Annotated in this window: 17 protein-coding genes and 1 other annotated feature; of the genes, 5 read left to right on the top strand and 12 right to left on the bottom strand. The window is 44.5% G+C overall.

What is annotated here, in order from left to right:
* Positions 1 to 90: 90 nt before the first annotated feature.
* A complete protein-coding gene (gene pheS, locus NST34_RS08100) occupies positions 91 to 1,125 on the bottom strand; it encodes a phenylalanine--tRNA ligase subunit alpha (protein ID WP_076300018.1) in 1,035 nt (344 codons plus the stop codon).
* A 60-nt stretch (positions 1,126 to 1,185) separates the two neighbouring features.
* Positions 1,186 to 1,472 (bottom strand) — a binding site (T-box leader).
* Positions 1,473 to 1,741: 269 nt separating this feature from the next.
* Here pheS and NST34_RS08095 point away from each other — a divergent pair.
* From NST34_RS08095 to NST34_RS08075, 5 genes are all read left to right on the top strand, one after another.
* Positions 1,742 to 4,303 carry a hypothetical protein gene (locus NST34_RS08095; RefSeq protein ID WP_341127535.1) on the top strand — a complete coding sequence of 854 codons (2,562 nt, stop codon included), beginning with the start codon at positions 1,742 to 1,744 and terminating at the stop codon, positions 4,301 to 4,303.
* 58 nt (positions 4,304 to 4,361) lie between these two features.
* On the top strand, positions 4,362 to 5,738 hold the full coding sequence (locus tag NST34_RS08090; RefSeq protein WP_341127534.1) for an efflux RND transporter periplasmic adaptor subunit: 1,377 nt from the start codon (positions 4,362 to 4,364) through the stop codon (positions 5,736 to 5,738).
* A complete protein-coding gene (locus NST34_RS08085; RefSeq protein ID WP_042186162.1) occupies positions 5,735 to 6,433 on the top strand; it encodes an ABC transporter ATP-binding protein in 699 nt (232 codons plus the stop codon). The genes NST34_RS08090 and NST34_RS08085 overlap by 4 nt, the downstream gene beginning before the upstream one ends.
* Positions 6,430 to 7,602, top strand: a complete 1,173-nt coding sequence (locus NST34_RS08080) for an ABC transporter permease (protein WP_341127533.1) — start codon at positions 6,430 to 6,432, stop codon at positions 7,600 to 7,602. Before NST34_RS08085 ends, NST34_RS08080 begins: the two co-directional genes overlap by 4 nt.
* A 440-nt stretch (positions 7,603 to 8,042) precedes the next feature.
* Positions 8,043 to 9,653, top strand: coding sequence for a diguanylate cyclase domain-containing protein (locus tag NST34_RS08075; protein WP_076284233.1), 1,611 nt, complete (start codon positions 8,043 to 8,045; stop codon positions 9,651 to 9,653).
* A 61-nt stretch (positions 9,654 to 9,714) separates the two neighbouring features.
* Here the strand turns inward: NST34_RS08075 and pulA are convergent, their stop codons facing one another.
* The 11 genes from pulA to NST34_RS08020 all read right to left on the bottom strand — a co-directional run bounded on the left by pulA (position 9,715) and on the right by NST34_RS08020 (position 25,619).
* Entirely contained in the window at positions 9,715 to 12,054 is a 2,340-nt protein-coding gene (pulA, locus tag NST34_RS08070; RefSeq protein ID WP_341127532.1) for a type I pullulanase, read from the bottom strand.
* A gap of 414 nt (positions 12,055 to 12,468) precedes the next feature.
* Entirely contained in the window at positions 12,469 to 14,181 is a 1,713-nt protein-coding gene (ptsP, locus tag NST34_RS08065; RefSeq protein ID WP_076284235.1) for a phosphoenolpyruvate--protein phosphotransferase, read from the bottom strand.
* Positions 14,174 to 14,449 carry an HPr family phosphocarrier protein gene (locus NST34_RS08060; RefSeq protein ID WP_076284423.1) on the bottom strand — a complete coding sequence of 92 codons (276 nt, stop codon included), beginning with the start codon at positions 14,447 to 14,449 and terminating at the stop codon, positions 14,174 to 14,176. Before NST34_RS08060 ends, ptsP begins: the two co-directional genes overlap by 8 nt.
* Positions 14,450 to 14,549: 100 nt before the next feature.
* On the bottom strand, positions 14,550 to 16,613 hold the full coding sequence (gene ptsG, locus NST34_RS08055; protein WP_076284236.1) for a glucose-specific PTS transporter subunit IIBC: 2,064 nt from the start codon (positions 16,611 to 16,613) through the stop codon (positions 14,550 to 14,552).
* Positions 16,614 to 16,892: 279 nt separating this feature from the next.
* Positions 16,893 to 17,768: a glucose PTS transporter transcription antiterminator GlcT gene (gene glcT, locus NST34_RS08050; protein WP_076300022.1), complete on the bottom strand. Its 876-nt coding sequence runs from the start codon at positions 17,766 to 17,768 to the stop codon at positions 16,893 to 16,895.
* Positions 17,769 to 17,897: 129 nt separating this feature from the next.
* Entirely contained in the window at positions 17,898 to 19,511 is a 1,614-nt protein-coding gene (locus NST34_RS08045) for a hypothetical protein (RefSeq protein ID WP_341127531.1), read from the bottom strand.
* Positions 19,504 to 20,211, bottom strand: a complete 708-nt coding sequence (locus NST34_RS08040; RefSeq protein ID WP_341049357.1) for an ABC transporter ATP-binding protein — start codon at positions 20,209 to 20,211, stop codon at positions 19,504 to 19,506. Before NST34_RS08040 ends, NST34_RS08045 begins: the two co-directional genes overlap by 8 nt.
* 111 nt (positions 20,212 to 20,322) lie before the next feature.
* The gene (locus tag NST34_RS08035; RefSeq protein ID WP_341127530.1) at positions 20,323 to 21,897 is read right to left on the bottom strand and encodes a flotillin family protein; all 1,575 of its coding nucleotides are present in this window, start codon (positions 21,895 to 21,897) and stop codon (positions 20,323 to 20,325) included.
* Positions 21,897 to 22,433: a protease gene (locus NST34_RS08030; protein WP_283910889.1), complete on the bottom strand. Its 537-nt coding sequence runs from the start codon at positions 22,431 to 22,433 to the stop codon at positions 21,897 to 21,899. The genes NST34_RS08035 and NST34_RS08030 overlap by 1 nt, the downstream gene beginning before the upstream one ends.
* 290 nt (positions 22,434 to 22,723) lie before the next feature.
* On the bottom strand, positions 22,724 to 23,887 hold the full coding sequence (locus NST34_RS08025) for an iron-containing alcohol dehydrogenase (protein WP_341127529.1): 1,164 nt from the start codon (positions 23,885 to 23,887) through the stop codon (positions 22,724 to 22,726).
* 151 nt (positions 23,888 to 24,038) lie between these two features.
* Positions 24,039 to 25,619 carry a UDP-glucose--hexose-1-phosphate uridylyltransferase gene (locus NST34_RS08020; protein WP_341127528.1) on the bottom strand — a complete coding sequence of 527 codons (1,581 nt, stop codon included), beginning with the start codon at positions 25,617 to 25,619 and terminating at the stop codon, positions 24,039 to 24,041.
* Between the last annotated feature and the right edge of the window lie 40 nt (positions 25,620 to 25,659).

Raw genomic sequence — 25,659 nt, 5'->3', positions numbered from 1 at the left:
TTCCTTCTATTAATAGTCTTTTATTAAGCAAGATCAGTAACCCAATTGCTACTTACTCCTAACCCGTCAGCCAGCTCGCCCACCAAAAATCTAAACGCCCTTGAACTGCTTTACAAAACTCATATCGTTGTTATAGAAATGACGGATGTCATCGATGCCGTATTTAAGCATAGCAATCCGTTCAACACCCATACCAAATGCGAAGCCGCTATACTTAGCAGGATCATAGCCACCCATTTTCAGAACATTTGGATGTACCATGCCGGCGCCAAGGATTTCTAACCATCCGCTTTGCTTGCACAGTCTGCAGCCATCGCCGCCACATTTGAAGCAGCTTACGTCCACTTCAACGCTTGGCTCGGTGAATGGGAAGAAGCTCGGACGAAGACGAATGTCTGTATTCGGGCCGAACATTTCTTGTACGAATTGCTGCAAGGTGCCTTTCAGATCACTCATCCGAATGTTGCTTCCAATAACCAAACCTTCAATTTGATGGAACTGGAAGGAATGCGTTGCATCGTCATCATCGCGGCGGAATACTTTACCCGGGCAAATGATTTTAACTGGAACTTCACCGTTCATAGCCTGCATAGTACGAATCTGTACCGGAGACGTTTGAGTACGCATAAGCAGGTCATCCGTTAAATAAAAGGAATCCTGCATATCGCGTGCCGGGTGATTTTTAGGCAGATTTAGGGCTTCAAAGTTATAATAATCGGTCTCCACTTCCGGGCCTTCAGCCACACGGTAACCCATACCAATGAAAATATCCTCAATTTCCTGAACCACTCTGCTAAGCGGGTGAACGCCCCCTTGCTGCATGCGGCGACCTGGCAATGTTACGTCTACTTTTTCAGCCTGTAGACGTTGCTGAGTCTCTTGCTGTTGAAAAGTCTCTTGCTTCGCTCCAATAATCTCCTCAATGGCACTACGCACCTGATTCGCTACTTGCCCGATAACCGGACGCTCCTCAGCACTAAGTCCTCCCATACCACGTAGAACTTCTGTAAGCTCGCCTTTTTTACCGAGATATTTCACTCTTAGGTCATTCAAAACCTGTGGATCCATAACCTCCTGCAACTTAGCCAGCGCTTCAACCTTCAATGCTTCCAACTTCTCTTTCATGGCCGTGTACAGCCCCCTTCAATCATTGTCTAGTTCAACAAAAAAAGGCCTTTCCTCCCGGTAAGGGACGAAAAGACCGTGGTACCACCCTTGTTAGACAAGCTGATCTGTTCCCCTTAAGAGCTTCATTCCCTCTTTTAGCTGGACAGATACCTATCTCACTTTATACAGAAATAACGGTCTGTGACCGGTTTCCCCTACGCTTCCTTACAAGGCAATCTTAAGGAATTCAAGGAACTGCTCCGGAGTGAACTTCGACAGCTCTGTATCCTAGAAACGCTCTCAATCACCGGCGTCTCCTCCCTGTAAGTCAGGCACTGTGTACTCTTCTCCATCACTGCATTTCACAATTCAATCTAATTGTCAGGTATCTCTTTTATGCAAGAGATATGTCTGTTTATTATATGCAAAATCTGTCGTTTTGACAAGTTCAAGCATAATTAGGGCAATTTTTATCTGGCTTTAAGCTGGCTTTAAGGTTCAGAGCCATTTTGGGGACTTTTTTTCAGCTAACGTTCAGCGGAGCTTGATAATTTCCATTATTAAGAAGGCATGGTTGTACTCAATCATAAATCACCTTCAAAATACAAGGACTTTCATACCGGGAGGGAATTACATGCATGCACGAAGAACAAAAGTAGCTGTGATCATACTTAGCGCAGCAGTTCTGAGTCAAGCTTCAGCGTATGGAGCATACGCGGCATCAACTACTACTTCATCCACCAAAACAGCAACTGCCACCACTGTATCCACTCTGGATAAACTCGGCTCGATAGCTTTAAAGAGTAACTTTAGTGTGAAGCTGACCGATGTTGGCTTTTTGACTCAGGATGGCGGCAATATTCTTACATACACCCTCAGCTATAACAATGGGAGCGGAAACAGCATCAATCTTGTGGACTATTTCTCTAAAGTAACTACTGCAGGAGGAACCGTTATCCAAGGAAGCCCAGTAACCAGCAGTGCAACCATCAAATCTATCCCCTCCAAAAGCAGTCAATCCGTAACCTATTACGCAAACGTCGGTAAATCCACATCTTTAAATGGAGTGAAGATTTCAGTATTCGGTTGGGATTTCAGCAGTACTGATTATCAAAAAAAGCTGGGGACCTTCACCTTGCCTGTGGCTTTTTCACAAGCGGTCGCTAGAGGCCAAAGTAAAAAGATAACCTTGAATAATCAGCCCGTAACAACCAAAACAGAAAGTCTGCAAATTTACAAATATAACGGTAAGGTATACGCCAAAGTAGGTGTGAGCTTAACCAATCAAGGAACCAAAGTGCTAAGTGATCCTGGACTTAAGGGATACCTCGCATCTGCAGGAGGATCTGTATTTGAATTAACGCTTGATGATACGAGCAGTAACTACAAAGTACAGCCACAGGAAAAAAAGACGATCTACTACATGACGGAAATTCCCTCTTATATGAAGACAGACAATATGACTCTGCAGTTTGCTGGAGAAGATACCTCATTAAAAATTGCTTTGCCCATCGTCACCTATAACCTTCCCGCTGCTACCACACCAGATCTTGTCGTAGCTAGCAATGTCATCAAGAAGCTTACGATCAACAATAATACTGTCGAGACGCAGTTAAAAAGCGCCAATGTCTATGCCGACAACGGCACCGCGAAGTGGACGCTGCAATTTCGAGTAAAAAATAGCGGCAACAAGGCGATTACTTTGCCTGCTTATGAGTTTACCGTTAAAGCCGCTGAGGGATATAGCTTTCCGTTGGACACGAAGGCTTTCGCAAACCTTACACTCAAACCCCTTGAAGAAAAAATAATTGAGCTCAGTGCAGAAGTTCCGCTAACGATAGCTCAAGGAACGCTACAGCTGCAAATGACTGAACCCGCTGTAGAGGGTAAGATCATTTTTCCTACAGCCTATTATCAGATTCCTTACACACTCCAAACTAACAATTGGCAGGATACAGAATACGCGGTGGAGAACAGTTACGGCACATTTGCTGTCAAGCTTGAGAACATCCAGCGGCTACCTTGGGCAGACAAAGATCAGCTTGTAGCTAAAATCAATATTCGCAACACGAAATCGACCTCTGTGCAGCTTCCTGCATTTACAAGTGTCATTAAAGCTGGTGAGAGTGATATTAGCAGCACTTCCCAAGTCGTCACAGAAAGCACGCAAACCATACTCGGGCCAAATGAATCCGCAGACGTTTATGTCGTGGCCAATGTTCCTTACACCTACCAGTTCAATCAATTAAAAATAACGCTGCAAGAAACCTCCGGCGAAAGCAAAATTAATTTTCTTTCTTTAAGTACAAATCAGTTGGACAGCCGTGTTCAGGAAGTTGCAGCACTAAGTTCCTTCCAAATTGACCTTGAAAGTAAAAAAGCAGAAGTGTTAGAGCGCCGGACAACGGTTTATCAGGGTGCAAGCTCCAATATCATGTACACAGAACTGGAAATGAACAGTGAGGAAACACGTAAATCGGAGCAGGCTCAACTCGTAGCTTATTACAAAACGCCTGACAATCAATATTACGAAGCCGAGGTCAACCAGTCTACCACTTCCACGAGCCCTAACGGAAAAAATCTGGTTACCGTCTGGACTAAGCTTCCACTTGGAGTAGATCCTTCTCAGCTTGTTCTTTATGTCGGTGAAGGGGTATCCGAAGGAAAACTTACGGCTCCTGGCGGGAAATCAACGGGATATATCAATACGGTGTCACTGGCTCTAAATAATGTTGCGGTGGAGTCAAAAAGTAATCTTTTGGATGTAGAATTGTTCCCTTATACCCTATCCGTTACAAATGCAGTCGCCTCCGTCACTGGTGGAAAAGATACGCTAAGCACTGTCCTAACCTACAACCTGTCGAGCAGCACGCTTTACGAATCGGGTACCTATGAGCACAAGCTTGTACTAGAGCTGATCGACCCCTTCGGACAAACGATGGAGAAGACATTAACACTGGGCACAGATCTACCATTAGGGAACTTCAAGTCATACACCACAACATTCACAAGCAATCTTTACAAAACTCTAGGTGGCGGCGCGATCCAATTGAATGTATACGACGAATTCCAAGGTCATCGAAATTTGCTGGGAACTGGGACCTATGTTGTCACTTATCAGGCAGCGTCAACGACTTCAAACAACAATTCCACTTCAAACACCGATTCTAGTGCTAACAATCCATCCGACACTTAGTAAGTGTGCGAGGTGTGGCCTATGTTAAAAGAAATTTGATGATCTATGGAGGAAAGAAATGAAGAAGAAAAAAGTGTTGCTCTGGACCATCGGAGTAGTAGCTGTAGTAACAGCCGGATTGTTGGTGTATACATTTTTACCTGATAAGAGCAGTCAGGCTGCTGAAGTGCCCGTTAATACAGCCACGGTTACGAAGGGCGATATCGTAGTAAATGTATCTGGAGCAGGCTCCGTCACGGCCACTGAAACAGGAAAAGTGAAAACGAAGGACGCTGGAACCGTAGCTGAGGTGCTTGTCAAAGAAGGCGACAATGTGAAAAAAGGTCAGACATTAATTACCTTCGAAGGCGATGATTTGAGCGACAATCTCAAGCAGGAACAAATCTCTCTTACCTCGCTTGAAGAGGATCTTCAGGACAAGCAGGAGCAGTATAAGAAGCTTGCCGTGGCAGGTGCCTCCGAGGATGAATTAGCCAGTGCCAAACGTTCGATTGAAAAAGCGAAAACGGATATCGCTTCTCAAATCGAAAAAATTGCATCTGTACAAGAGGATATGATCCCTCCAGATCCCCTTACCGCCCCTATTGACGGAACTGTTACAGCAGTTAACATAGCCAGCGGTGAAAAAGCGATGGATGGCTCTGAACTCATCGATATCACCGATTATGCTAATTTAAGCGTCATAGTGCAGGTGGATGAGCTTGATATTCCTACAGTGAAAATAGGGATGCCTGCTACCATTTCATTGGATGCCCTGCCCGACACTGAATTCAAGGGGAGTGTTACTAAGATTGCCAAGGAAGGCACCGTCTCGAACGGAGTCTCCCTCTTCGATGTTACCGTTGGCTTAACCACCTCCGAAGGTGCCCTTGTAGGGATGTCGGCAGAAGTTTCAGTTACAACAGCTGAGAAAAAAGATGTATTAACCGTACCTATTGAAGCTGTTCAAGAAAGAAATGGCAAGTACACAGTTTCTCTCCCTTTAACAGCGGGTTCAGCGGGTTCAACCGATTCCTCAAAAGCCTCTAGCGAGGGCCAAGCACCGATGCCTAGCGGGGCTCCTGATGCTCGCGATGGCGCTATGCCTAGTGGAGCGCCTGATGCTCGCGGCGGTACTATGCCTAACGGAGCAGCTGGCACAAGAAACCGTGGAAATAGTAATCAGCGAACAGTTTCCGTCGAAGTGGGCATCCATGATGAGAGCAGTATTGAAATTGTCAGTGGGCTTAATGAAGGAGACAAAGTGATCATCCCTACTGTCATCTCTACCAAAACAGGTACAACTAGTACTGAGATGCAAATGCAAGGTGGCATGGGCGGTATGGGTGGCGCCGGTTTCGGCGGCGGCGGCTTTAGTGGCGGTGGTGGCTTCAGTGGAGGTGGTACTGGTGGCACGGGCGGAGCACCTGGTGGTGGCGGAGGTGGCAGTAGATGAGTGCTTTAACGCCACTGATCCAAGTCCAGAATATGACCCATGGCTATACTATGGCCGGAGAAACTATGACAGTTCTAAAAAATCTTTCCTTTACAATCGACTTCGGAGAGTTCGTAGCGATTATAGGTCCTTCCGGTTCTGGAAAATCAACACTAATGAACATGCTCGGGTGCCTGGATGTATCGGATGAGGGAAGCTATCTTCTAGACGGACAAGAGGTTCGCAAGTTATCCGACAACAAGCTGGCAGTTATCCGGAATGAGAAGATCGGCTTTATCTTTCAAAACTTCAATCTCCTCCCCAAGTTATCTGCTGTCGAGAATGTGGAGCTTCCGCTAATATACCGCGGCCTCTCACATCGAGAACGCAGAGAAACAGCGCAGCAAGCACTCCTTAAAGTTGGTTTGGAGGAGAGAATGCATCACCGACCTTCTGAGCTTTCAGGAGGACAGCAACAGCGTGTAGCGATTGCGCGAGCCATGGCTGGATCTCCCCCGATTCTACTTGCAGATGAACCTACCGGAGCGCTTGATACGCGAACTGGACAAGAGGTCATGCAGATGATACGAGAATTAAATGAGCAGGGTCATACAATCATCCTAATCACACATGACCTCGAAATTGCAAAGCAAGCAAAGCGGATCATTCGTATTCAGGATGGCAACCTCGTAGAAGATCGGAGGAATGCGAGGTGAAATTATTTCAAAGTATGCGGATGGCTCTAAAAAGTATTTACAGCAGTAAAGTAAGAGCTTTTTTAACGATGCTGGGTATTATTATTGGTGTATCATCCGTTATCATCCTCGTTTCTGTGGGGCAGGGAACTACTTCTCAGATTACGGAGCAGCTTAATGGACTCGGAACAAATCAACTGACGGTAAACATCACTGGCCGTGGGGCTACCACCTCCCTCACCTATGAAGAAGCTTTGGCACTTGGAGATATAGAGGGGATAGAAAATGTAGCTCCTGTGATCAGTGGCAACGTTACAGCCAAGCATAATACTGAGATTGTTAGCGTTACTGTTGAGGGCATTACACCTTCTTATGAGGACGTTAAGGATTTTCATGTACAGTCAGGACGTTTCCTGCTTGATATTGATACGGAGTACCGGCAGAAGGTAGCGCTAATCGGCACAGGTACGGCTGAGGATTTATTCGGCACAGATGATCCAGTAGGCCAAAAGGTACAGCTAAACGGGATCAGCTATAAAATCGTCGGTCTTTTGGAAGCGAAAGGCTCTAGTCTAAGTGGTTCCAACGATGATATCTTATTGATCCCTATAGCTACTGCAGAACGTCAGTTAAAAAGCAAAGGCGTACGTTCCATCACAATTGCGACGACTTCAGCAGACACTGTAGCTACCGTAAAAGATAAACTAGAGAGTACACTGGATGCTAAATTTAATTATGCGGATAATGCTTTTAGTGTCTTTGACTCTCAAGAGATGCTGGAAACTGTAAATTCTACGACAGCTACGCTTTCAATGGCACTTGCGGGAATTGCCGGCATTTCTCTGTTTGTCGGGGGGATCGGCATTATGAATATTATGATCGTATCCGTTAATGAAAGAACAAGAGAAATTGGTATCCGCAAAGCAATCGGCGCCAAAAAGCTCGATATTCTCGCTCAATTCATGATCGAATCCATTGTGCTTAGCGGATTAGGTGGGGTGATCGGTGTTGGCATTGGAGTCGCTGGTAGTTGGTTACTAGGAAAGTACACTTCACTTACAGTATCCATTGCTTGGGATATGGTACTGATATCTTTTGTTTTCTCCTTGCTTATCGGCGTGATTTTCGGAATGATGCCTGCGAACAAAGCCGCACGGCTTCGCCCCATTCATGCACTACGTAACGAATAGTAACTTCAAGTCAGCTGCCACAGTCATTATTATGACTAGGCAGCTTTTTTTTAACATAACAGAACTCATATTTTTGGGGCTGAGCTGGGTATCATTTACGAAGGCGTTGGGTAATAGGATTTATGGATTTGAATATAGATAAGGCAATAGGCCCATACCATAATCATTTAAATTTTTTATTATTGATATTTATTTGAGGAAGCGATTGCTCTATAAGTAGGACGTCCTATATACTTGTTGTACTACAAACTGCGATCCACACACAATTTATCTTTCCCATGCCTCAATTCCCACTATGTTACAACACCTCTTTTTTTTACATAATTACTCTCAACATCTTTGCCTGAAAATAAAACACGCCTGCCACAAATGGAAGTTCCGCAGGTTATAGTTAGCAGCAATAAGATTTGTTAAACATCTTATGCGGGGAGAAGATGACCGTGGCTGGATTTTTCGATATCAAAGTAACACGCAAACTAATCTTTATTTTCGCTGCGATCTCCATTCTACTGGTTGGAATTAGTGTAGCTTCTTTACTCTATCTAAATCACACCATTAACAGAATGTCAGATTCTTTATATGAAGATGTATTTGAGAACTCTGAGCTCATACTGAGCGCTGATCGTGATCTGCATCAAGCCGCAATCGCTCTCCACTCCTCCATGAGCTCGAACCTCACTGACGCTGAACGTGATCAGTTCATTCAGGAATTTAAGGACAATAATCAACAAGCACAAGAACGGGTAGGCCTAGCAAGTTCAGACATCAAATCTATCAACAAACCCTACAGTGATTTGAAACAGGCAAATATACTTACTGAATTAGAGAACGAGCTCCATGCCTTCGAAACATCCCTAGTCCTATGGAAGAGTACAGGAAGTAAATTGATAGCTGAACGGATGCAAATCGGATGGGACCCTGCTTCATATCATGCTGTAAGTCTGAACATGCAGTTAAATGAAGTCAGAACTCATCTAGATCAATCAGAAGACCTGATAGACACCTACGCTTTACAAGTAACAGATGGGTTCCAAGATAAAAAGAGTGCACTCTTTGCGCTATACTCATTGGTCTTCTTTATTCTGCTTCTAGTTATTATTTATCTGGGTCGCAAAATCATTTGGCTCAAAAATGAAATGCTGGAGGAACAAACACTCTATCAGCTAATCGGTGAAACCATGTCTGACTTTATTATTTTGACTGATCCTAACGGGTTGATACTATATAGCTCCCCTTCACATTCAAGTATTCTCGGCTATGTTCCTAAAAAGGGTGACCCACTCTCCAACTACATTCGTGAACCGGAAATTGCTTGGGCTAAACTAAAGAGTGTCGTTCAAGGAACCCCTCGTATCTCAGAGCTACGAATGCGTGGAGCTGAAGGGCAATGGGTATGGCTGGAAACGAAGGTGTCGCCTGTTCGGGGAAGCAATAATTTCCCAGCACAATTTATGTTAGTGTCCCGTGAAATTACACAACGGAAGCAATACGAAGAACGATTACATAAGCTAGCCTTCTATGATCATTTAACCGCGATTCCCAACCGTGCTCATTTCAAAATGTACATGGAGAATCTCATCAACCAACCCGAGGAACGGAGAAAGAATATTGCACTCGCATTGCTGGATTGTGACAGATTCAAGCAGCTAAACGATACCTTAGGACATCTGGCCGGAGACGAATTTCTCCAACTGCTCTCTCGAGAGCTTTTGCAAACGGTTAAAGGTGTAGGCCAGGCGTTCCGGATTGGCGGTGATGAATTCGCGGTGGTACTGCACCGATTTACTTCTCCAGAAATGTTAGATGAAATGCTACAACGGTTGCTTAAGTTATTCAACAAATCTTGGTCTATTGACAATGGATCTAGCTTCCACACCTCCGCAAGTATTGGTGTAGCCCTATTTCCTGAGCATGGAGGCAGTATTAATGAACTTCTGCGTGCCGCTGATCTAGCTATGTACCTTTCCAAAGACCATGGAGGGAATGAAGCTAATCTCTACTACGAGCTTTTAGATGTAGGTTTATCCAACCAGATCATCGGAAAACCATAAGATCAACAAAAAGAGCTGTTCCGGGGTACAACTAACCCTGAAGCAGCTCTTTTTTATTTTTTTAACTGGTTAACTGCAGATGATCATCTGAGATCCCATCATTCTCCTGATCACGATCTATAACCATGACCTTGATCAACTCTTCATCCTTGGAACAATCAATGAAGCGATCGCCATCCCCATCTTTCTCTTCCCAGTCATTAAGTCGTAATATATACCCGATAGAATCGGTATCTGGCAAGACCTCAATTCGTGCAACTGCACGCCCATCCTCCATATACCGAAAGTCGCATTGTCCGTCCTGAATTCCTGTATCCCAAACCCAAAGATTCCAGCCTTGATATTTCCCATCTGGCCGCTCATAGTGTACTTCGATAATTTTGGACCGCGGTGCTGGCTCACCACATTCATCATAGAGCACCATCATCGACAAGCCTTCAATTTCCACTTCGCTACCTGCGACCTTCCGGAATGCTTCTGTCCCCGCTCGGGTATGATCCACTACCACGTTCCAACCGTTGTTAGCTTCAGGAAGAGATAGCTTTACTCGATCATTATTGGCATTAAAGATGACTGTTATATTGTTCCAGAGGTCGCCTCCTGCATGATTTCTAAGCAGGTACGACACGATCCCCCCATCACAGCGCAGAAATTCCAGCGAACGCTCAATTTCCTGCCGACCATGTAGACGAAATGCCGGATGTGTACGCCGCAGTTCAATCAAACCTTTATAATATTGAAATACAGGCTTAAACATACTCTTCATGTTCCAGCGGATCGCGTTAATCGTATCACCGCTACGATAGCTATTATGATCTCCAAATTTACTGCGCAGTAGCTCATCACCGGCATGCAGGAATGGAATCCCTTGCGAGGTCAGGATGATTCCATTTGCAAGTAGGGATCGGCGCACGGTCTCATTGCTGAGAATATTCTCCAGATCTACATTCACGTAAGGATTAGCCCGTGAAACGGCATCCTGAAATCCCCCTTGAACGGTAAGCACCTTATCCCATAAATTCAAATTGTCATGGGCCGTTACATAGTTCACCGATTCCACTGGGGAGTCTGTAAATTCGTGGATGGCTCCTTTGATTCCGGCTGCAATAGCCCCTTCTTTGCCGTATTCCCCTGTAATGAAGCCCCGTCCCCATCCATCACTATCACCTTTGATCGCGGAACGAAAGTTATCATTGAAGACAGCATATCCTTTCCCCCGCTGCACACCTTTTAGCGTCTTTGTTGCCAGTGGAGAATCTCCACCTGTCCAAGGTTCGCCATATAACAGCAGATTAGGATTCACCTCAAGTCGAAGCTCTTCCGTTATTTCACGCATGGTCACACTATCCATCAGACCCATAAGATCAAATCTGAAGCCATCAATATGATACTCCGTAGCCCAGTAGGACAACGAATCCTTAATATATTTGCGTACCATCGGACGCTCTGTAGCCAGCTCGTTACCAACTCCCGAGCCATTAGATAAACGTCCCAAGAAATCACGTCGATAGAAGTAATCTGGGACAAGCGGCTCGAAGGGGCCCTTCTCCACAGCGTACGTGTGGTTGTAAACCACATCCATAATCACTGAAATCCCACGACTATGCAAAGCCTGAACCATTTCTTTAAATTCCCGGATCCGTAGACCTGGATCGGTAGGATCAGTGCTATATGATCCTTCCGGTACATTATAATGCTGAGGATCATATCCCCAATTGTAGTCGGTATGTTCAATGGACGAACCACGATTTATTACACTTAACTCATCTACGGTCTGGAAATCAAACACGGGCATCAGATGTACATGGGTGATACCCAATTCAACCAGATGATCAATACCTATTGCATTTCCTTCCGGATCTCTTAAGCCAAATTCGGTAAATGCTTTGAATTTGCCCTTATAGTACATGCCAGAGCTCTCATGTGAGGAGAAGTCACGCACATGCAGCTCATAAATAACCGCGTCTGCAGGATGCTGCAATGGAGGAGAAACGTCCTTCTCCCAATGCTCAGGATGGGTCCTACGCAAATCAACGATTGCTGTTCTTAAACCATTTGCCGATACGGCTGTTGCATAAGGATCTACTGCTTCCGTCACATTTCCATCAGCAAATACAGCACGGTACATATAATATTTCCCTTTTAAATCACCTGATAACTTAGTCTGCCAGACTCCGCCGTTCTGACGCTGCATATATATAATACGCCCACTATCTGTAGAGCTCGGATCAAATCCAATGTTACGTTGATTTCCATCTGTTTCGTACATAACTAGAGATACAGCAAAAGCAGTAGGTGCCCAAACTTTAAATACACTGTACTCCACCGAGTACGTCAAGCCCAGGTCTTTACCTTCATAGACCTCTAACATTAATTCTGTATTTATAACATTTTTACTCATGAGTTAACACCATCCTATGGCTCCCTGGCTAACTTATAGGGATGCTTATAAGTCCAAATATTTCCAATTTAGATCATATTAATACTTGCACAGCTCTGCAAGTCGGTAAAGGAGTATAAACTTTCTATGGATTCATACTATTATTATATGTAAGACATATTTACAGGTTTGGGTTCCTTACCGACTTTATACTCATCACTATTACTATCGGCATAGACATCTGTGCAATAAAGCAAATAAAAAGTGAATTTAATTATTCTAAATTGAGTATAACGCTCACGTATGAACTTAAGCCAACGTAAGAAATAAAATTATCGATATACACACAAAAAAACCGACCTCCAAACATCGGAAGTCGGTAATAGTAGTTGGAACGTTATAAAACGTTTAACGGAGTAATGCATATGGAAATAGTTAGTTAGTGATGCTTTGAACAAGTGCAGCTACTTCTTCAGCAGTGCCAAGTTGCAATGCTTTTGCAGCCAGTTCCTTCATGTCGGCAGCCGACAATTTAGAAATTTGACTACGTGCTGGTAGAATTGACGTTGCACTCATACTGAATTCATCAAGGCCAAGACCTAGTAAGAGTGGAATCGCTGTTGCGTCCCCAGCCATCTCACCGCACATTCCTGTCCATTTACCTTCTGCATGCGCTGCATCAATTACATTCTTGACCAGACGCAGGATGGCCGGATTGTATGGCTGATACAGGTAAGACACCCGTTCATTCATACGGTCAGCAGCCATTGTATATTGAATAAGGTCATTCGTACCAATACTGAAGAAATCAACTTCCTTTGCGAACTGGTCAGCCAGTACAGCAGTGGAAGGAATCTCAACCATAATGCCGAGCTGAATGTTGTCAGATACTTCCTTGCCTTCTTCACGAAGCTTCGCTTTCTCTTCAAGCAGAAGATCACGAGCTGCACGGAATTCACCAAGTGTTGCGATCATAGGGAACATAATGCGAAGATCCCCATGAACACTTGCTCTCAGTAAAGCACGCAGTTGCGTACGGAAAATATCTTGACGATCCAGACAAAGACGAATCGCACGGAATCCTAAGAAAGGATTCATTTCCTTTGGAAGATCCAGATACGGAAGTTCTTTGTCGCCACCGATATCAAGTGTACGTACGACTACCGGTTTGCCTTTCATATTCTCAAGCACAGTACGATAGGCGTTATATTGAATTTCCTCAGAAGGCAGCTTATCGCGGCCCATGTATAGAAACTCAGTACGATACAAGCCTACACCTTCGCCACCATTCTCAATTACACCATTGACATCGTTTGGTGTACCAATGTTAGCCGCCAGCTCCACGTGCTTACCGTCTGCAGAAATCGTTGGTTTATCACGAAGTTTCTTCCACTCTGCAATTTGCAAGTCGTAAGCTTCCTGCTTGCGAACGTACTCTGCCACTTCTGCTTCACTAGGATTAATAAGAACGTCACCGTTCAGACCATCGACAATCACTAGATCCCCAGAATTCACTTCTGTCATGACATTCTTAGTTCCAACTACCGCTGGAATTTCCAAAGAACGTGCCATAATCGCGGAGTGTGACGTACGTCCACCAATGTTTGTTGTGAAGCCTTTAACATACTTGCGATTTAGCTGTGCTGTGTCAGAAGGTGTTAAATCCTCAGCGATAACAATAACCTCTTCATTGATTTCTGCAGGACTAACATAATGAATACCCAGCAAGTGGTTCAGCAGGCGTTTGGTCACATCACGCATGTCAGCTGCACGTTCTTGTAAGTAAGCACTCTTCATGTTTTCGAACATTTCAATGAATTGTGTAGCTACTTCGTTTAGTGCATAGTCCGCGTTAACCGATTCCTGACGAATTTTATCAATTACGGGATTAATCAGCTCAGGGTCCTCAAGAATCAGCAGATGGGATGCAAAAATCTCTGCTTTCTTCTCTCCTAGTTCTGCTAAAGTACGCTCTTTAATGGTCTGCAGTTCAGCACTTGATTTAGCTAGTGCGTCATTCAACTTGGCGACTTCTGCTTCAGGATCACTGATATTAGTTTTTGTAATTGTATAATCCGGATGTTTCAGGATAAAAGCACGGGCTACTGCAATCCCTGCTGAAGCCGCGATTCCTGAAATTTTATTCATGGATTTCCCCTAGCCCTTCTTTAATCATTACATCAGAAAGTGCGCTCAGAGCTTCAGCTTCTTCGCTACCTTCAGTAATCAGAGACAAAGTGTCTCCAGCTTCTAGACCCAATGACAATACGCCAAGGATAGATTTCAATGTAACTTTTTTGCCTTTTGCTTCTGCAAAAGCTTCCGTACCTTTGAATTTCGTAGCTGTATTTACCAAGGCAGTTGCCGGACGTGCGTGAATTCCATCTTCATCGATAATTCTGAATGTTGTTTGCATAATATTATCCAACTCGCTTTCTTTTAATAGAATATTTTTAAATTTATAGTGAAGGCTTCGCTCCCTTTAATGTTTAAAGGAAGCGTCCACCCTTGCACTTTTACTGAATGGTAATAATATCCTTATCACCAATAGATACCTTACCTGGCTTCTTCAAGGTTACGGAAGAGCCTTCTGGTAAATTGGAAAAAATAACAGGTGACATTACTGATGGTGCATGTGCTTTTACATATTCTAAATCCACTTCCATGATCGGCTGTCCAGCAGCTACAAGGTCGCCCTCTTCGACTAGAACTGTAAAGCCTTGACCTTTAAGCTTAACTGTATTAACCCCTATATGAACGAGCACTTCCTTACCTCCATCGGACATAATGCCGATCGCATGCTTGCTCGGGAACACATTAAACACTTTACCGTAGACCGGTGAAGCAATCTTTCCATCATCGGATAAGAAAGCAAAACCATCACCCGTCATTTTTTGGGAGAATACTGCATCAGGAACCTCAGTGATATCCACTAGTTCACCATTTACCGGAGAGACGATATCTTCTTTGATAATCGCTTCACCAGCTTCACCTGCCTGCTGTTCTTCTTCAGGCTGTGGCGTAGCCGCTACCGGCGTTGGTGCAGGTGTCTTCCCGCTAATTACATCTTGAATCTGAGATTTAATGGTATCGGAACGTGTGCCGAAGATCGCTTGAATGTTATTACCCACCTCAAGCACACCTGATGCACCTAACTTCTTCAGACGAGTCTTATCCACACCTGATTTATCTTTAACCTCCACACGAAGGCGGGTAATACAAGCATCCAGATGAGCGATGTTCTCTTTACCACCCAGCGCAGACAAGATGTTTCGTGGTAAATCATCACCCGTTTTAGAAACGGCTTCTGTGTTAGTATCTTCAACCTCACCCGTATCCTCTTCACGACCCGGTGTCATCAGATTGAACTTCCGAATAACAAAGCGGAATCCGAAGTAGTAAATTACGGCAAGGGCAAGACCTACTGGAATTACGAGCCACCAAGCCGTACGGTTCGGGATAATACCAAAGAGCACGTAATCAATAAAACCTCCAGAGAAGGTCATACCAATCTTGACATTAAGAATATGCATGGTCATAAAGGACAAACCTGCAAAAACAGCATGTACTGCGAACAGCAATGGAGCTACGAACAAGAATGAGAATTCAAGCGGCTCTGTAATCCCTGTCAGGAATGAAGTCAATGCTGCGGAAAGCATCAAACCTCCGACAAGTTTTTTATTATGAGGTTTAGCTTCATGATAAATGGCCAAAGCAGCTGCTGGAAGACCGAACATCATGAAAGGATACTTACCTGTTGTAAATGTTCCTGCTGTGAATTCTACGCCATCACGAAGCTGCTGCATGAAGATCCGTTGGTCACCACGAACCAATTCCCCAGCTTTATCTACGTAGGTACCAAATTCATACCAGAACGGAGAATAGAAGATGTGATGCAGACCAAAAGGAATAAGCGAGCGTTCGATTGTTCCGAAGATAAACGCTGCGAGCGTTTTATTCGTATCAATCATACTTTGTGATACATAGTTCAGACCGTGTTGAATTGGCGGCCAAACTAAGGTCAATGCCAGACCAAGAATCAAAGACGTTACCGCAGTCATGATCGGAACGAAACGTTTACCTGCGAAGAAACCCAGGTAGGATGGAAGTTCGATTTTGAAGAATCGTTTGTACATGGACGATGCCAATATACCGACGAGTATACCTCCAAATACCCCCGTTTGCAGTGTTGGAATTCCTAAGACGCTAGCATAGGAAAAGTCGCCTTGGCTCAGGATATAATCATTGACGCCAATTACAGTACCCATCGTAACATTCATTACGAGGAAACCAATAATAGCGGCTAGACCAGCAACACCCTCACCACCGGATAAACCGATGGCAACACCCACGGCAAATAGTAAGGATAAATTATCAAATACAATTTGCCCTGAGTTCATCAATACGTTCGCAATTGCCTGAACTACATCGTTCTCAAGTGCCGGAACGTATTGTAGAAAATCGGGGTTTACCAGCATGTTTCCTATTCCAAGGAGCAGACCGGCTGCTGGCAGTATGGCTACTGGGAGCATCAGCGCTTTACCGACTCTTTGTAAAACGCCGAAAAGCTTTTTGAACATCATGGTCACTTCCTTTCATTATTCACATTTTCAGTAAAACAGATGCCAAAAAAGGCATGAGCAACACAGTATAAAGGTTGTTATCTAACGCTAAGGTTAGATTACCCCAAGATGGGGACTAGCAACCAAAATACTGTAAATCACTCATGCCTGATCGAATCAGTTACACGCTTGGTATTCTGTTTTAATTAGGACACCGATATTGTAGCACCGTTTTTTTGTAGTGACAAGCTTTTTTTTAAATATAAGAAAGTATAAGTTTCACTTTATACATTATCCTTATATTTCTCGCTTCGTCTCCATACCCACTTCATCCTCTTTCTTCTGGGCAAGACGTTGCAAATGAACTGTCAAATAACTGACCTCTGCTGGATACACAGGAATTCGTACTCGGTTCTCAATCACCTTAGTTAATTGCCAAGCCAAGGTATACATTTCGGGATACTCTCGTTTCATAAGACCATCCAGCGTAGAAGTCTCCCGCACTGATTCTCCACGACGCAGTCTTTCTAGAACAAATCGTAGATGAGTCACCAACCGCGAATAATCAAGTGAATCACGTGGAATTCGATATTCGAGATTATTCTCTACGATTCCGATCAAATCACCAATTAAAAGAGAATGCTGTCTGACCTCGGAAATTTGTCTATTACTCAGCGCGCTAACGATATGAAGTGCAACAAAACCCACCTCATCTACAGGCAATTCCACGCCCATGCCTTCATTAATCCGCTCAATCGCATACTCTGCCATCTTATACTCTTCAGGATAAATTTCCTTAGTCTCATACAGAAACGGATTATGAATTGGGATATCTTGTTCATAACGCCGTATAGCAAATGAGATATGATCAGTGAGTGCAATATGAACATGCTCATTAAGTGGTTGACTACTGCTATGCATAATATATAACAAAATTTCATGTACAATCTCAATCAACTTCTCATCCACTTGGGGAAGAAGCTGTTTATATTGTTCCTGTTCTTCCTGGCTGCGAAGAATAAACATCTTCTCCACGGAGGATAGATCAATCCGATCATGCAATTTTCGGTTAAACCCTATTCCTTTGCCAATCACTACAACCTCGGAATATTGGGGATGGTCTGCAATAATAACGTTGTTATTTAACACCTTTGCTACAGTTATGCTACTCATTTTTGACACCTCTTTTATTTCTAAACACCTGACTTCCAAGCAGCAAACGCAACATGAAACGGTACGATTAAAAAACTCTCGCTACCATCATATCATCAACATTCCGATATTAGAAGAACACTCTGCGTTCTATTTCACCCGAAAGGTTCGACTGGAGAACCTGTATACCAACGTCACGGCAATAACCATATAAGCAATCGTTCCCGCAAGAACAACTAGCGTAAATAGTGACGATGCTTTTGGAAATCCGATACAAGCGACGCTTAGTCCCAATACAATGCTGTTGACGATAAAAAAGAACGGATTTTTCATATTTAGCTCCGTGCTGTAGGGTTGAAAGATATAATACATGAACAAATGGTGCACTGAGAAGAACAAGGAAAGACAAAGAATCGTTACCCAAAAGATCACCGCATCCATCAAACCCCAATCTGCACCAGAGAGCAGAAACAGCAGAGTACATGCTAAACATATGGCGACAGCAGGAATAAGATTAAGGCCACTCAATTTAATTAGACGAATCTTAAAATTGTCTAGAATCGCAGCTTGTTCACGATAGAATCCATAGCGCAACAAGCTTAGATCACAATTGTAAAACATCGCTTTGCATACGCGCTCACCTATAGAGGTATAGTTCATTATAAATACAAAAAAGGGAAGTCCACCGAGCAGATATGCTGTAAATTCGGACGAAGTCTCCGGCGAAATAAGCATCATTAGGACAGCCACTATAAAGAGCACACCAATGATCGTTAAACGCCTCTGGATGGGTTGAATCAACAAGCGTTTATGCCTGGAGAAAAAAATAGCATTTAGGTAGGCGTAACCTGTCTTTCCTTGAAAAGCTTTCCCCTTAAGTTCTTCCGACGAAAAGTCCTTCTCCTTGGTCTGAACATCTGCCACCCTCGCTTCTTTCATCATCCGGTTCATATCCAGCAATGGATCATCTATCTTGGTAACGACATCTACAGCACTGCGATAGTTAGGATATTTCCCAATATACACAGCTGCAATTCCTCCAAGTACAACAATCACAAAACTCACTGGGACACTAAATCCTGTCGCATCATTTACAAAAGCATATCCTAGATAAAGAGGCACATAGGCAAGTAGGCCACCTAGGCCAATCACCGACCACACCCAGCTCATCTTTTTAACTAACACAATTTCTTTTTTGTCAAAAAACCAAAGATTTAGCGCCTCTGTGACTATTCTCCAGGCCGTTAACAGTAGTGCTAGCCATACGCCATGCCATAGCGGTGCCCCAAAAATCCCCGCAAACACGGTTAATGCCGGAATAAAATATATAAAGAACGTTAGCCCTTTAAGCAAAAGCGTAGCATGCATATACTGTTTCGCCGGAATTCTCATCAGCTTCACACAGATATATTTATCCCGTTTGGGCTCTAATATAAATACATTCGAAACCCCAGCCACTATAAAGCTCAGAACTATAAAAATATGTAAGAACAATGCATACTGTTCGGCGAGCGGCAATTCTTTGTATGTAAGGACGATTGGCAAATAGATCACAATTCCCAAATAGGCGAACTTGCCTAAAAACCCCCACACTACCTTCAATGCAAGTACTATCCCAGCGAAGCCTTGTTTTAGTGCAATGTTAGAGTAAATATCCCCTTTTAAAAGTTTGCCAAGAACAGGCAGCTTTTTGAAATAGTAAATCAGCCGATTGGCTCCGGACGAACCTCTAATCCTCTGAATGCTGCGAAGTGTGCTAATCATTGTTGCCATCCTGAAGTAAAGCTATAATTTGCTCCTCAAATTCTGGACTTTGCAGAGTCTCACGCGGAATTTCTTGAAGGGTTCCATGATTTAGAATAACCAACTCGTCACATAAATCAGCGGCTAATTGCAAAATATGCGTAGAAAAAATAATGATGTGATCCTGCTTCATCTCACGCAGCAATTTCTTGATCTCAAGAGCCACAACCACGTCAAAAGAAGTTAAAGGCTCATCTAATAAAATCAAAGGCGGACGAGTAATGATAAAGCAGAGCATTTGAATTTTATTCTTCATCCCGTGGGAATAACCCTTAATCAGTCGGTGCCGATCTTCTTCCTCAAACTTAATAATTGAAAAATAATCTTCAATGCTTTTATTCGGATCGATCTTCTCACGGTTGATGTCCATATAAAACTTTACGAACTCATAACCTGTCAGAAACTCAGGCAAAATGGGTAGGGAAAATACATATCCGATGTCCTCGTCACGAAGCGGACGGGCACTATCCTTCTCACCAATAAAGGCAGCTCCGCTATCCATTTGGATCTCACCACTCAAACAATTGAAAAGTGTGGTTTTACCTGCTCCATTCCGTCCAAGCAGCCCGTAGATCTTCCCTCTTTCAAAGGTGAAGTCTGCATCTTTAATCACCTGTTTACCATCGAAGCTTTTATGGATATGATCTAAAGTTAGTTGCACGCTCGCGCACCTCTCCTATTCTATAGCTAAGACCCAAAACATAGAGTAAGCCCGGTAGCAATCACCGAGCTTACCTTAAGTTAAATCATTCTATAGTAGTTATTGCTTTAACTAGTCTTCAAGTTGCTCAGCCACAGAAGTTGAAGCTTTGCTCGCTCCCCCCGATGCTGCAGGAGGTTGTATGGAGGTCACGGGTGTGACCGGAACAGCCTTGCTTCCAGTTGACCCTGAGGATCTAGTCGTCAGCCCTTTGATCAGGGCCTCTACGTCAATTCCAGAGACGCTCTTCAGCATCTCAGGAGCCGTAGACATCAACTGGGTTACATAGTTGCTGACACGTGCCGCACCTTCACCATTACCGGTATCTACAACCGTAAGCTTATCAATGGATGCCAGCGGCTTCGCGATTTGGCCAGCCAAATCAGGCAGCATTTTGACGATAATATCGAGCACGGCTGCTTCGCCGAATTTCTGGAAAGCTTCCGCCAGCTTTTCTTTGGCTTCTGCTTCCGCTAGACCGCGCAACCGGATAACCTCAGCATCCGCTGTACCTTTAGCCAGCTCTGCATCCGCCATCGCTTGACCTTCAAGACGCTTCTGCTCAGCTGTCGCTTTAGCTTGCGTTTCAATACTATATTGCAAGGCATCTGCCTCACGCATTCTCTTCGCCTTATCAGCTTCCGCCGCTTGCTCTACTGCGTAACGATCCGCTTCCGCTTTTTTCTTCACTTCTGCGTCGTACTGCTTCTCACGAACTTGAATTTCTTTGGCTTGCAAATCGATTTCACGTTCCTTACGTACCAGCTCAACCTTCATCTGTTCTTCAACAACGGTCTGCTTTGCACGTGCCTCTTGAATATGATAAGCCTGGTCGGCTTCCGCTTTCGCTGTATCCTGATCCCGTTTAAACGCAGCCACTTTAAGCTGGTTTTCCTTGGAGGCTTCGGCGATATTCGTATCCCGCAGCAGTTCTGCTTTTTGCCCTTGCTCTTCAGCGTTTGCCTTTTGAATTCTCGCATCCCGCACCGCTTCTGCTTCAGCGATCTCTGCATCCCGCTTCACTGCAGCTATCCGCGGTTTACCTAATGCGTCAAGATATCCATGTTTGTCTCGGACATCCTTGATAGTAAAGGAAACAATTTGCAGACCCATTTTCTTAAGATCACGTGCCGCCACGCCTTGAACCTCTTGCGCAAAACGGTCACGGTTACGATATACTTCCTCAACGGTCATCGAACCGAGAATGGCCCGTAGATGACCCTCAAGAACTTCTTGTGCTTCGCTCTTCAGCGCTTCAATCGGTTTGCCCATAAATTGCTCAGCGGCTGTCGCCACATCTTCAGTCGAGCTACCCACTTTAATAATCGCTACACCGTCAGCAATAACCGGAACCCCTTGTTCGGTGTATACTTCCGGGGTCGTCACATCGAGTTTATGAGAAAGAAGCGACATAAATTCAGCCTTCTGAAAGATAGGGAGGATAAATGCCCCACCCCCACGTACTATCTTTATTTTACGACCAGATCCATCGTCTGAAATATGATTTTTCCCCAAGAACGACCCCGTTACGATCATCCCTTCATCTGGTCCAACAGTTTTGTAACGTGCCCAGAATGCGATACCTAGCACAAACAAAACAGCAACGACAACAGCAGGGACTAACAAATACTCAGGAATACCGAACATTAAAGATCCACTCCTCTTCTCTTTTCGAATTCTGACACCAATGCAACGCCTTCTCTAACCTCCACTACAACAACTTTAATCCCTGCCGGAAGCAGCTCATGATCAAAGCTTGCTGCCGTATGCAGGCTATTGCCGGCGCCAAACTTTACCATAATCTCACCATAACCCGTGGCGGGAACAGGAATTGTGATTTCCCCGATCTTGCCAGGCAGATCATTCATAGAGAAACCATTGGACATTTCGCTTTTTTCCATGGGCTTAACCACCCCTAGATACATAAGTACTCCCAAAAAAGCGGCGGCTAACAAAGATAAAGCAATGATCGCCCCAGCTTCCAGAGCGCTGTACCGGGTTAGAAGAATGCCCGCTCCGCCGAACACGGTTATTCCTCCTGCCAGTACGGTGGGATTCAGAAAATCTACGGATACGAAATCAAAGACTCCATGCAAAGCATCTCCGATCACATCACCCACCAGGACGCTGACTATGGCAAATATGACGCCTAGCGCCAAGCAGCCTAAATACAGCGTTTGCATATTTACTTCCTCCTGTCTTCATTCAGGACTGTCATATTACTTTAAACGAATAAAGTAGGTCATTGGTTTCACAAACTTTGGATATTTACCCATAAAAGTTCCATTCTGAGGATAAACGCACGAAAAATGCGGTCAGCAGCAGCGGAGATCAGGGACGATGTTGAGGAGAAATCCACAGTAGAGCATAAACGCAAAGAAGCGATTCATCCATTATGGAAGAATCACTTCTTTGACGTTCTATAACATCTTCTAGACTAAAGACGAAGGGTCTCTTTCGTAGAAGAATTTACTTACAAAGCCATTTTATAAATTTCAACTACATCCTCACGGTCAAGCTTGCGGAAATTACCAAACGGTCCGAAACGGACCGCCTTATCAGCCATGCTGCCGATCTCGCTGTCATCAATATCATAATCAGCGAGTGTCTTCGGTGCACCAATGGAATCCCAGAAGCTACGCAGCGCTTCAATTCCTTCCAGCCCTATTTCCTTATCGTTCTTGCCCGCAGGATCAACTCCAAACACGTTTACAGCAAGCTTGCGGAAACGGGTAGGATCAGTATCGATATTATATTTCATCCATTGTGGGAACAGAATGGCCAGGCCTCCACCGTGTGGAATATCGTATACAGCTGATACTGCGTGCTCGATGTTGTGAGTCGCCCAATCTCCTGCAAAACCCATGCTAACCATACCGTTAAGCGCCATTGTGCCGCAATACATGATCGTCTCACGCAGTTCGTAATTATTCAAATCTTCAATAAGTTTCGGTGCGGTTTCGATCACCGTACGTAGCAAAGTCTCACAGAAGCCGTCTTGTACCGGTGTGTTGCCATCAGTATGGAAATAGTGTTCCAGAACATGAGACATGATATCTACCATGCCGTAGACCGTCTGATCACGTGGCAGAGTGAAGGTATTCTCTGGGTCAAGAATCGAAAATGCCGGGAATGCATGAATACTGCCCCAGCCCATTTTTTCCTTGGTCACTTCGTTGGTGATTACAGAGCCGCTATTCATTTCTGATCCTGTAGCTGCCATCGTCAGCACTGTACCGAGTGGGAGAGCGTCTTGAGCAGCTGCCTTACGTTCAACAAAGTCCCACATGTCACCATCATATTTCGCCCCAACAGCAACTGCTTTAGCGCAGTCCAACACGCTACCGCCGCCTACAGCGAGGATGAGATCGATATTATGCTCGTGACACAGCTCTACACCTTTATGTACGGTGGAAAGGCGTGGATTCGGCTCTACGCCTGAGAGTTCAGTAACCACAGCATCTATTGCACTCAGCTCAGCCATTACCTTATCGTACAGACCGCTACGCTTGATACTACCGCCACCGTACATCAACAATACATTCTTGCCGTACTTAGGAACCTCAGTCTTCAACGCTTCCAGCGTACCCTGTCCAAAAATCAACTTGGTAGGATTATAAAAATCAAAATTACGCATATGTGTAAACCTCCATTAGTTATTTCAGAATGTTTTGCTCACTCGTATTATAAACCTCTGAATACCCGCATTCAAATGGATTAGCTTCAAGCCACATAAAATAGGGGACGTCCTTAAGCCTACAGGCTTAAGGACATCCCCTTTCCAAACTTTAGATCGCGCCGAAGCTCTTCACGAAACGACGGAAAGCAGCTTGCCCTTCCGGAGTCCGTTTATAGACACCCGCGTGTTCAAGAATATGTGTAAACTTGATGCCGACTTCGTTCTGCACAATCTTGACGGCTTCTTCATGCTGTAATGCCGTTCCGAAACGCTCTACAAGCTCCTGAACCCAAGCAGCGTGCTGCGCAAGTGGATGACTAGGATCATTCTTCACCGCTTCTAACAGTGCTTGATCTCCTGTAAGGATGCTCGCAATAGAATCAAGCTCTTCCTTCAGACGACCTGGCAGAATTGCGAGTCCCATGACCTCGATCAAGCCGATATTTTCTTTCTTGATATGGTGCATCTCCCGATGGGGATGGAAAATCCCTTCAGGATATTGCTCGTTAGTCCGGTTGTTACGCAGCACGAGATCCATCTCGAAGCTGCCATCTTCTGCCCGACGAACGATTGGAGTAACGGTATTATGAGGCTGCACTTCACCATCAACTTCGCTGAATGCCAACACTTCTGCTTCAGGATCACTATACGCCTTCCAAGCTTCATAAAGTGCATTGCCACACTCCAGCAATACCGCTGGATCGTCACCATTCAAACGTAATACGGACATAGGCCATTTTACGATATTAATGCTGACACCCGGATAAGATGCATGCGTGAACGTATCTTCCTTAGGCGCTTTCTGAATAGGGAAGGTGTGACGTCCACCTTGAAAGTGGTCATGCGTCAGAATCGATCCGCCAACAATCGGCAAGTCTGCATTCGAGCCAATAAAATAGTGCGGGAAAGATTCCACGAAGCTAAGTAGCCTCTTCAAGGTATCCTTGGTAAGCTTCATTGGCACATGATCATGATGGAATACAATACAGTGCTCGTTGTAGTAAACATATGGCGAATACTGAAAGAGCCATTTCTCATTATTCAGCTGAAGTGGAATGACACGCAGGTTCTGGCGCGGCGGATGATTAACCCGACCAGCATACCCAACATTCTCGCGGCACAGCAGACATTTTGGATAGACCGGCGGCGGGAGCAAGCGGGCCATAGCAATTTCCTTCGGACTCTTCTCAGGCTTGGACAAATTGATTGTCATCTCGATGTCACCGTAAGGCGAATCTTGCAGCCAGTAGACATTCTTGGAAATCCGGTCCATCCGGATATAGTTGGAATCTATGCTTAATTTATAAAAGCGATCTGTAGCCGCGGAGATACCTTTTTCAGCAGCTAAACGGTTGAACTCCGCATTTACGTCTGATGGACGGGCCATTAGGAGTCCCATAATCTTGGCATCCAGCAAGTCACGGTAAGTGTCGCTATTCTCTGGAATCAATCCGATTTCAAAACCATAATCAATCAGTGCATCCAGTGGAACCTGTGGACCTGTAAGTGGACTTTGATCGATCTCGCCAACGAACGGCTCACTAAATCCGAACTGATCTAGCAGCACATTACGGCTATAGTCTTCATCTGATGGAGCAATGAGCTGCTCACGTAGTGCAAACAGAACTAGCTGCTCAATTGCATGTAAGGCTTTCTGGCCAGCAGGCGTAACCTTATTCTCGTTGTGCATTTTCAATTCTCCTTAAGTAGGGTCTCATGCTCTAGTTAAG

Origin of the sequence: Paenibacillus sp. FSL H7-0714, from assembly GCF_038003765.1 — a bacterium.
Taxonomy (GTDB): domain Bacteria; phylum Bacillota; class Bacilli; order Paenibacillales; family Paenibacillaceae; genus Paenibacillus_AQ.
The sequence above is the reverse complement of the archived record's forward strand: the minus strand, read 5'-3'. Positions and strand labels throughout refer to the sequence as shown.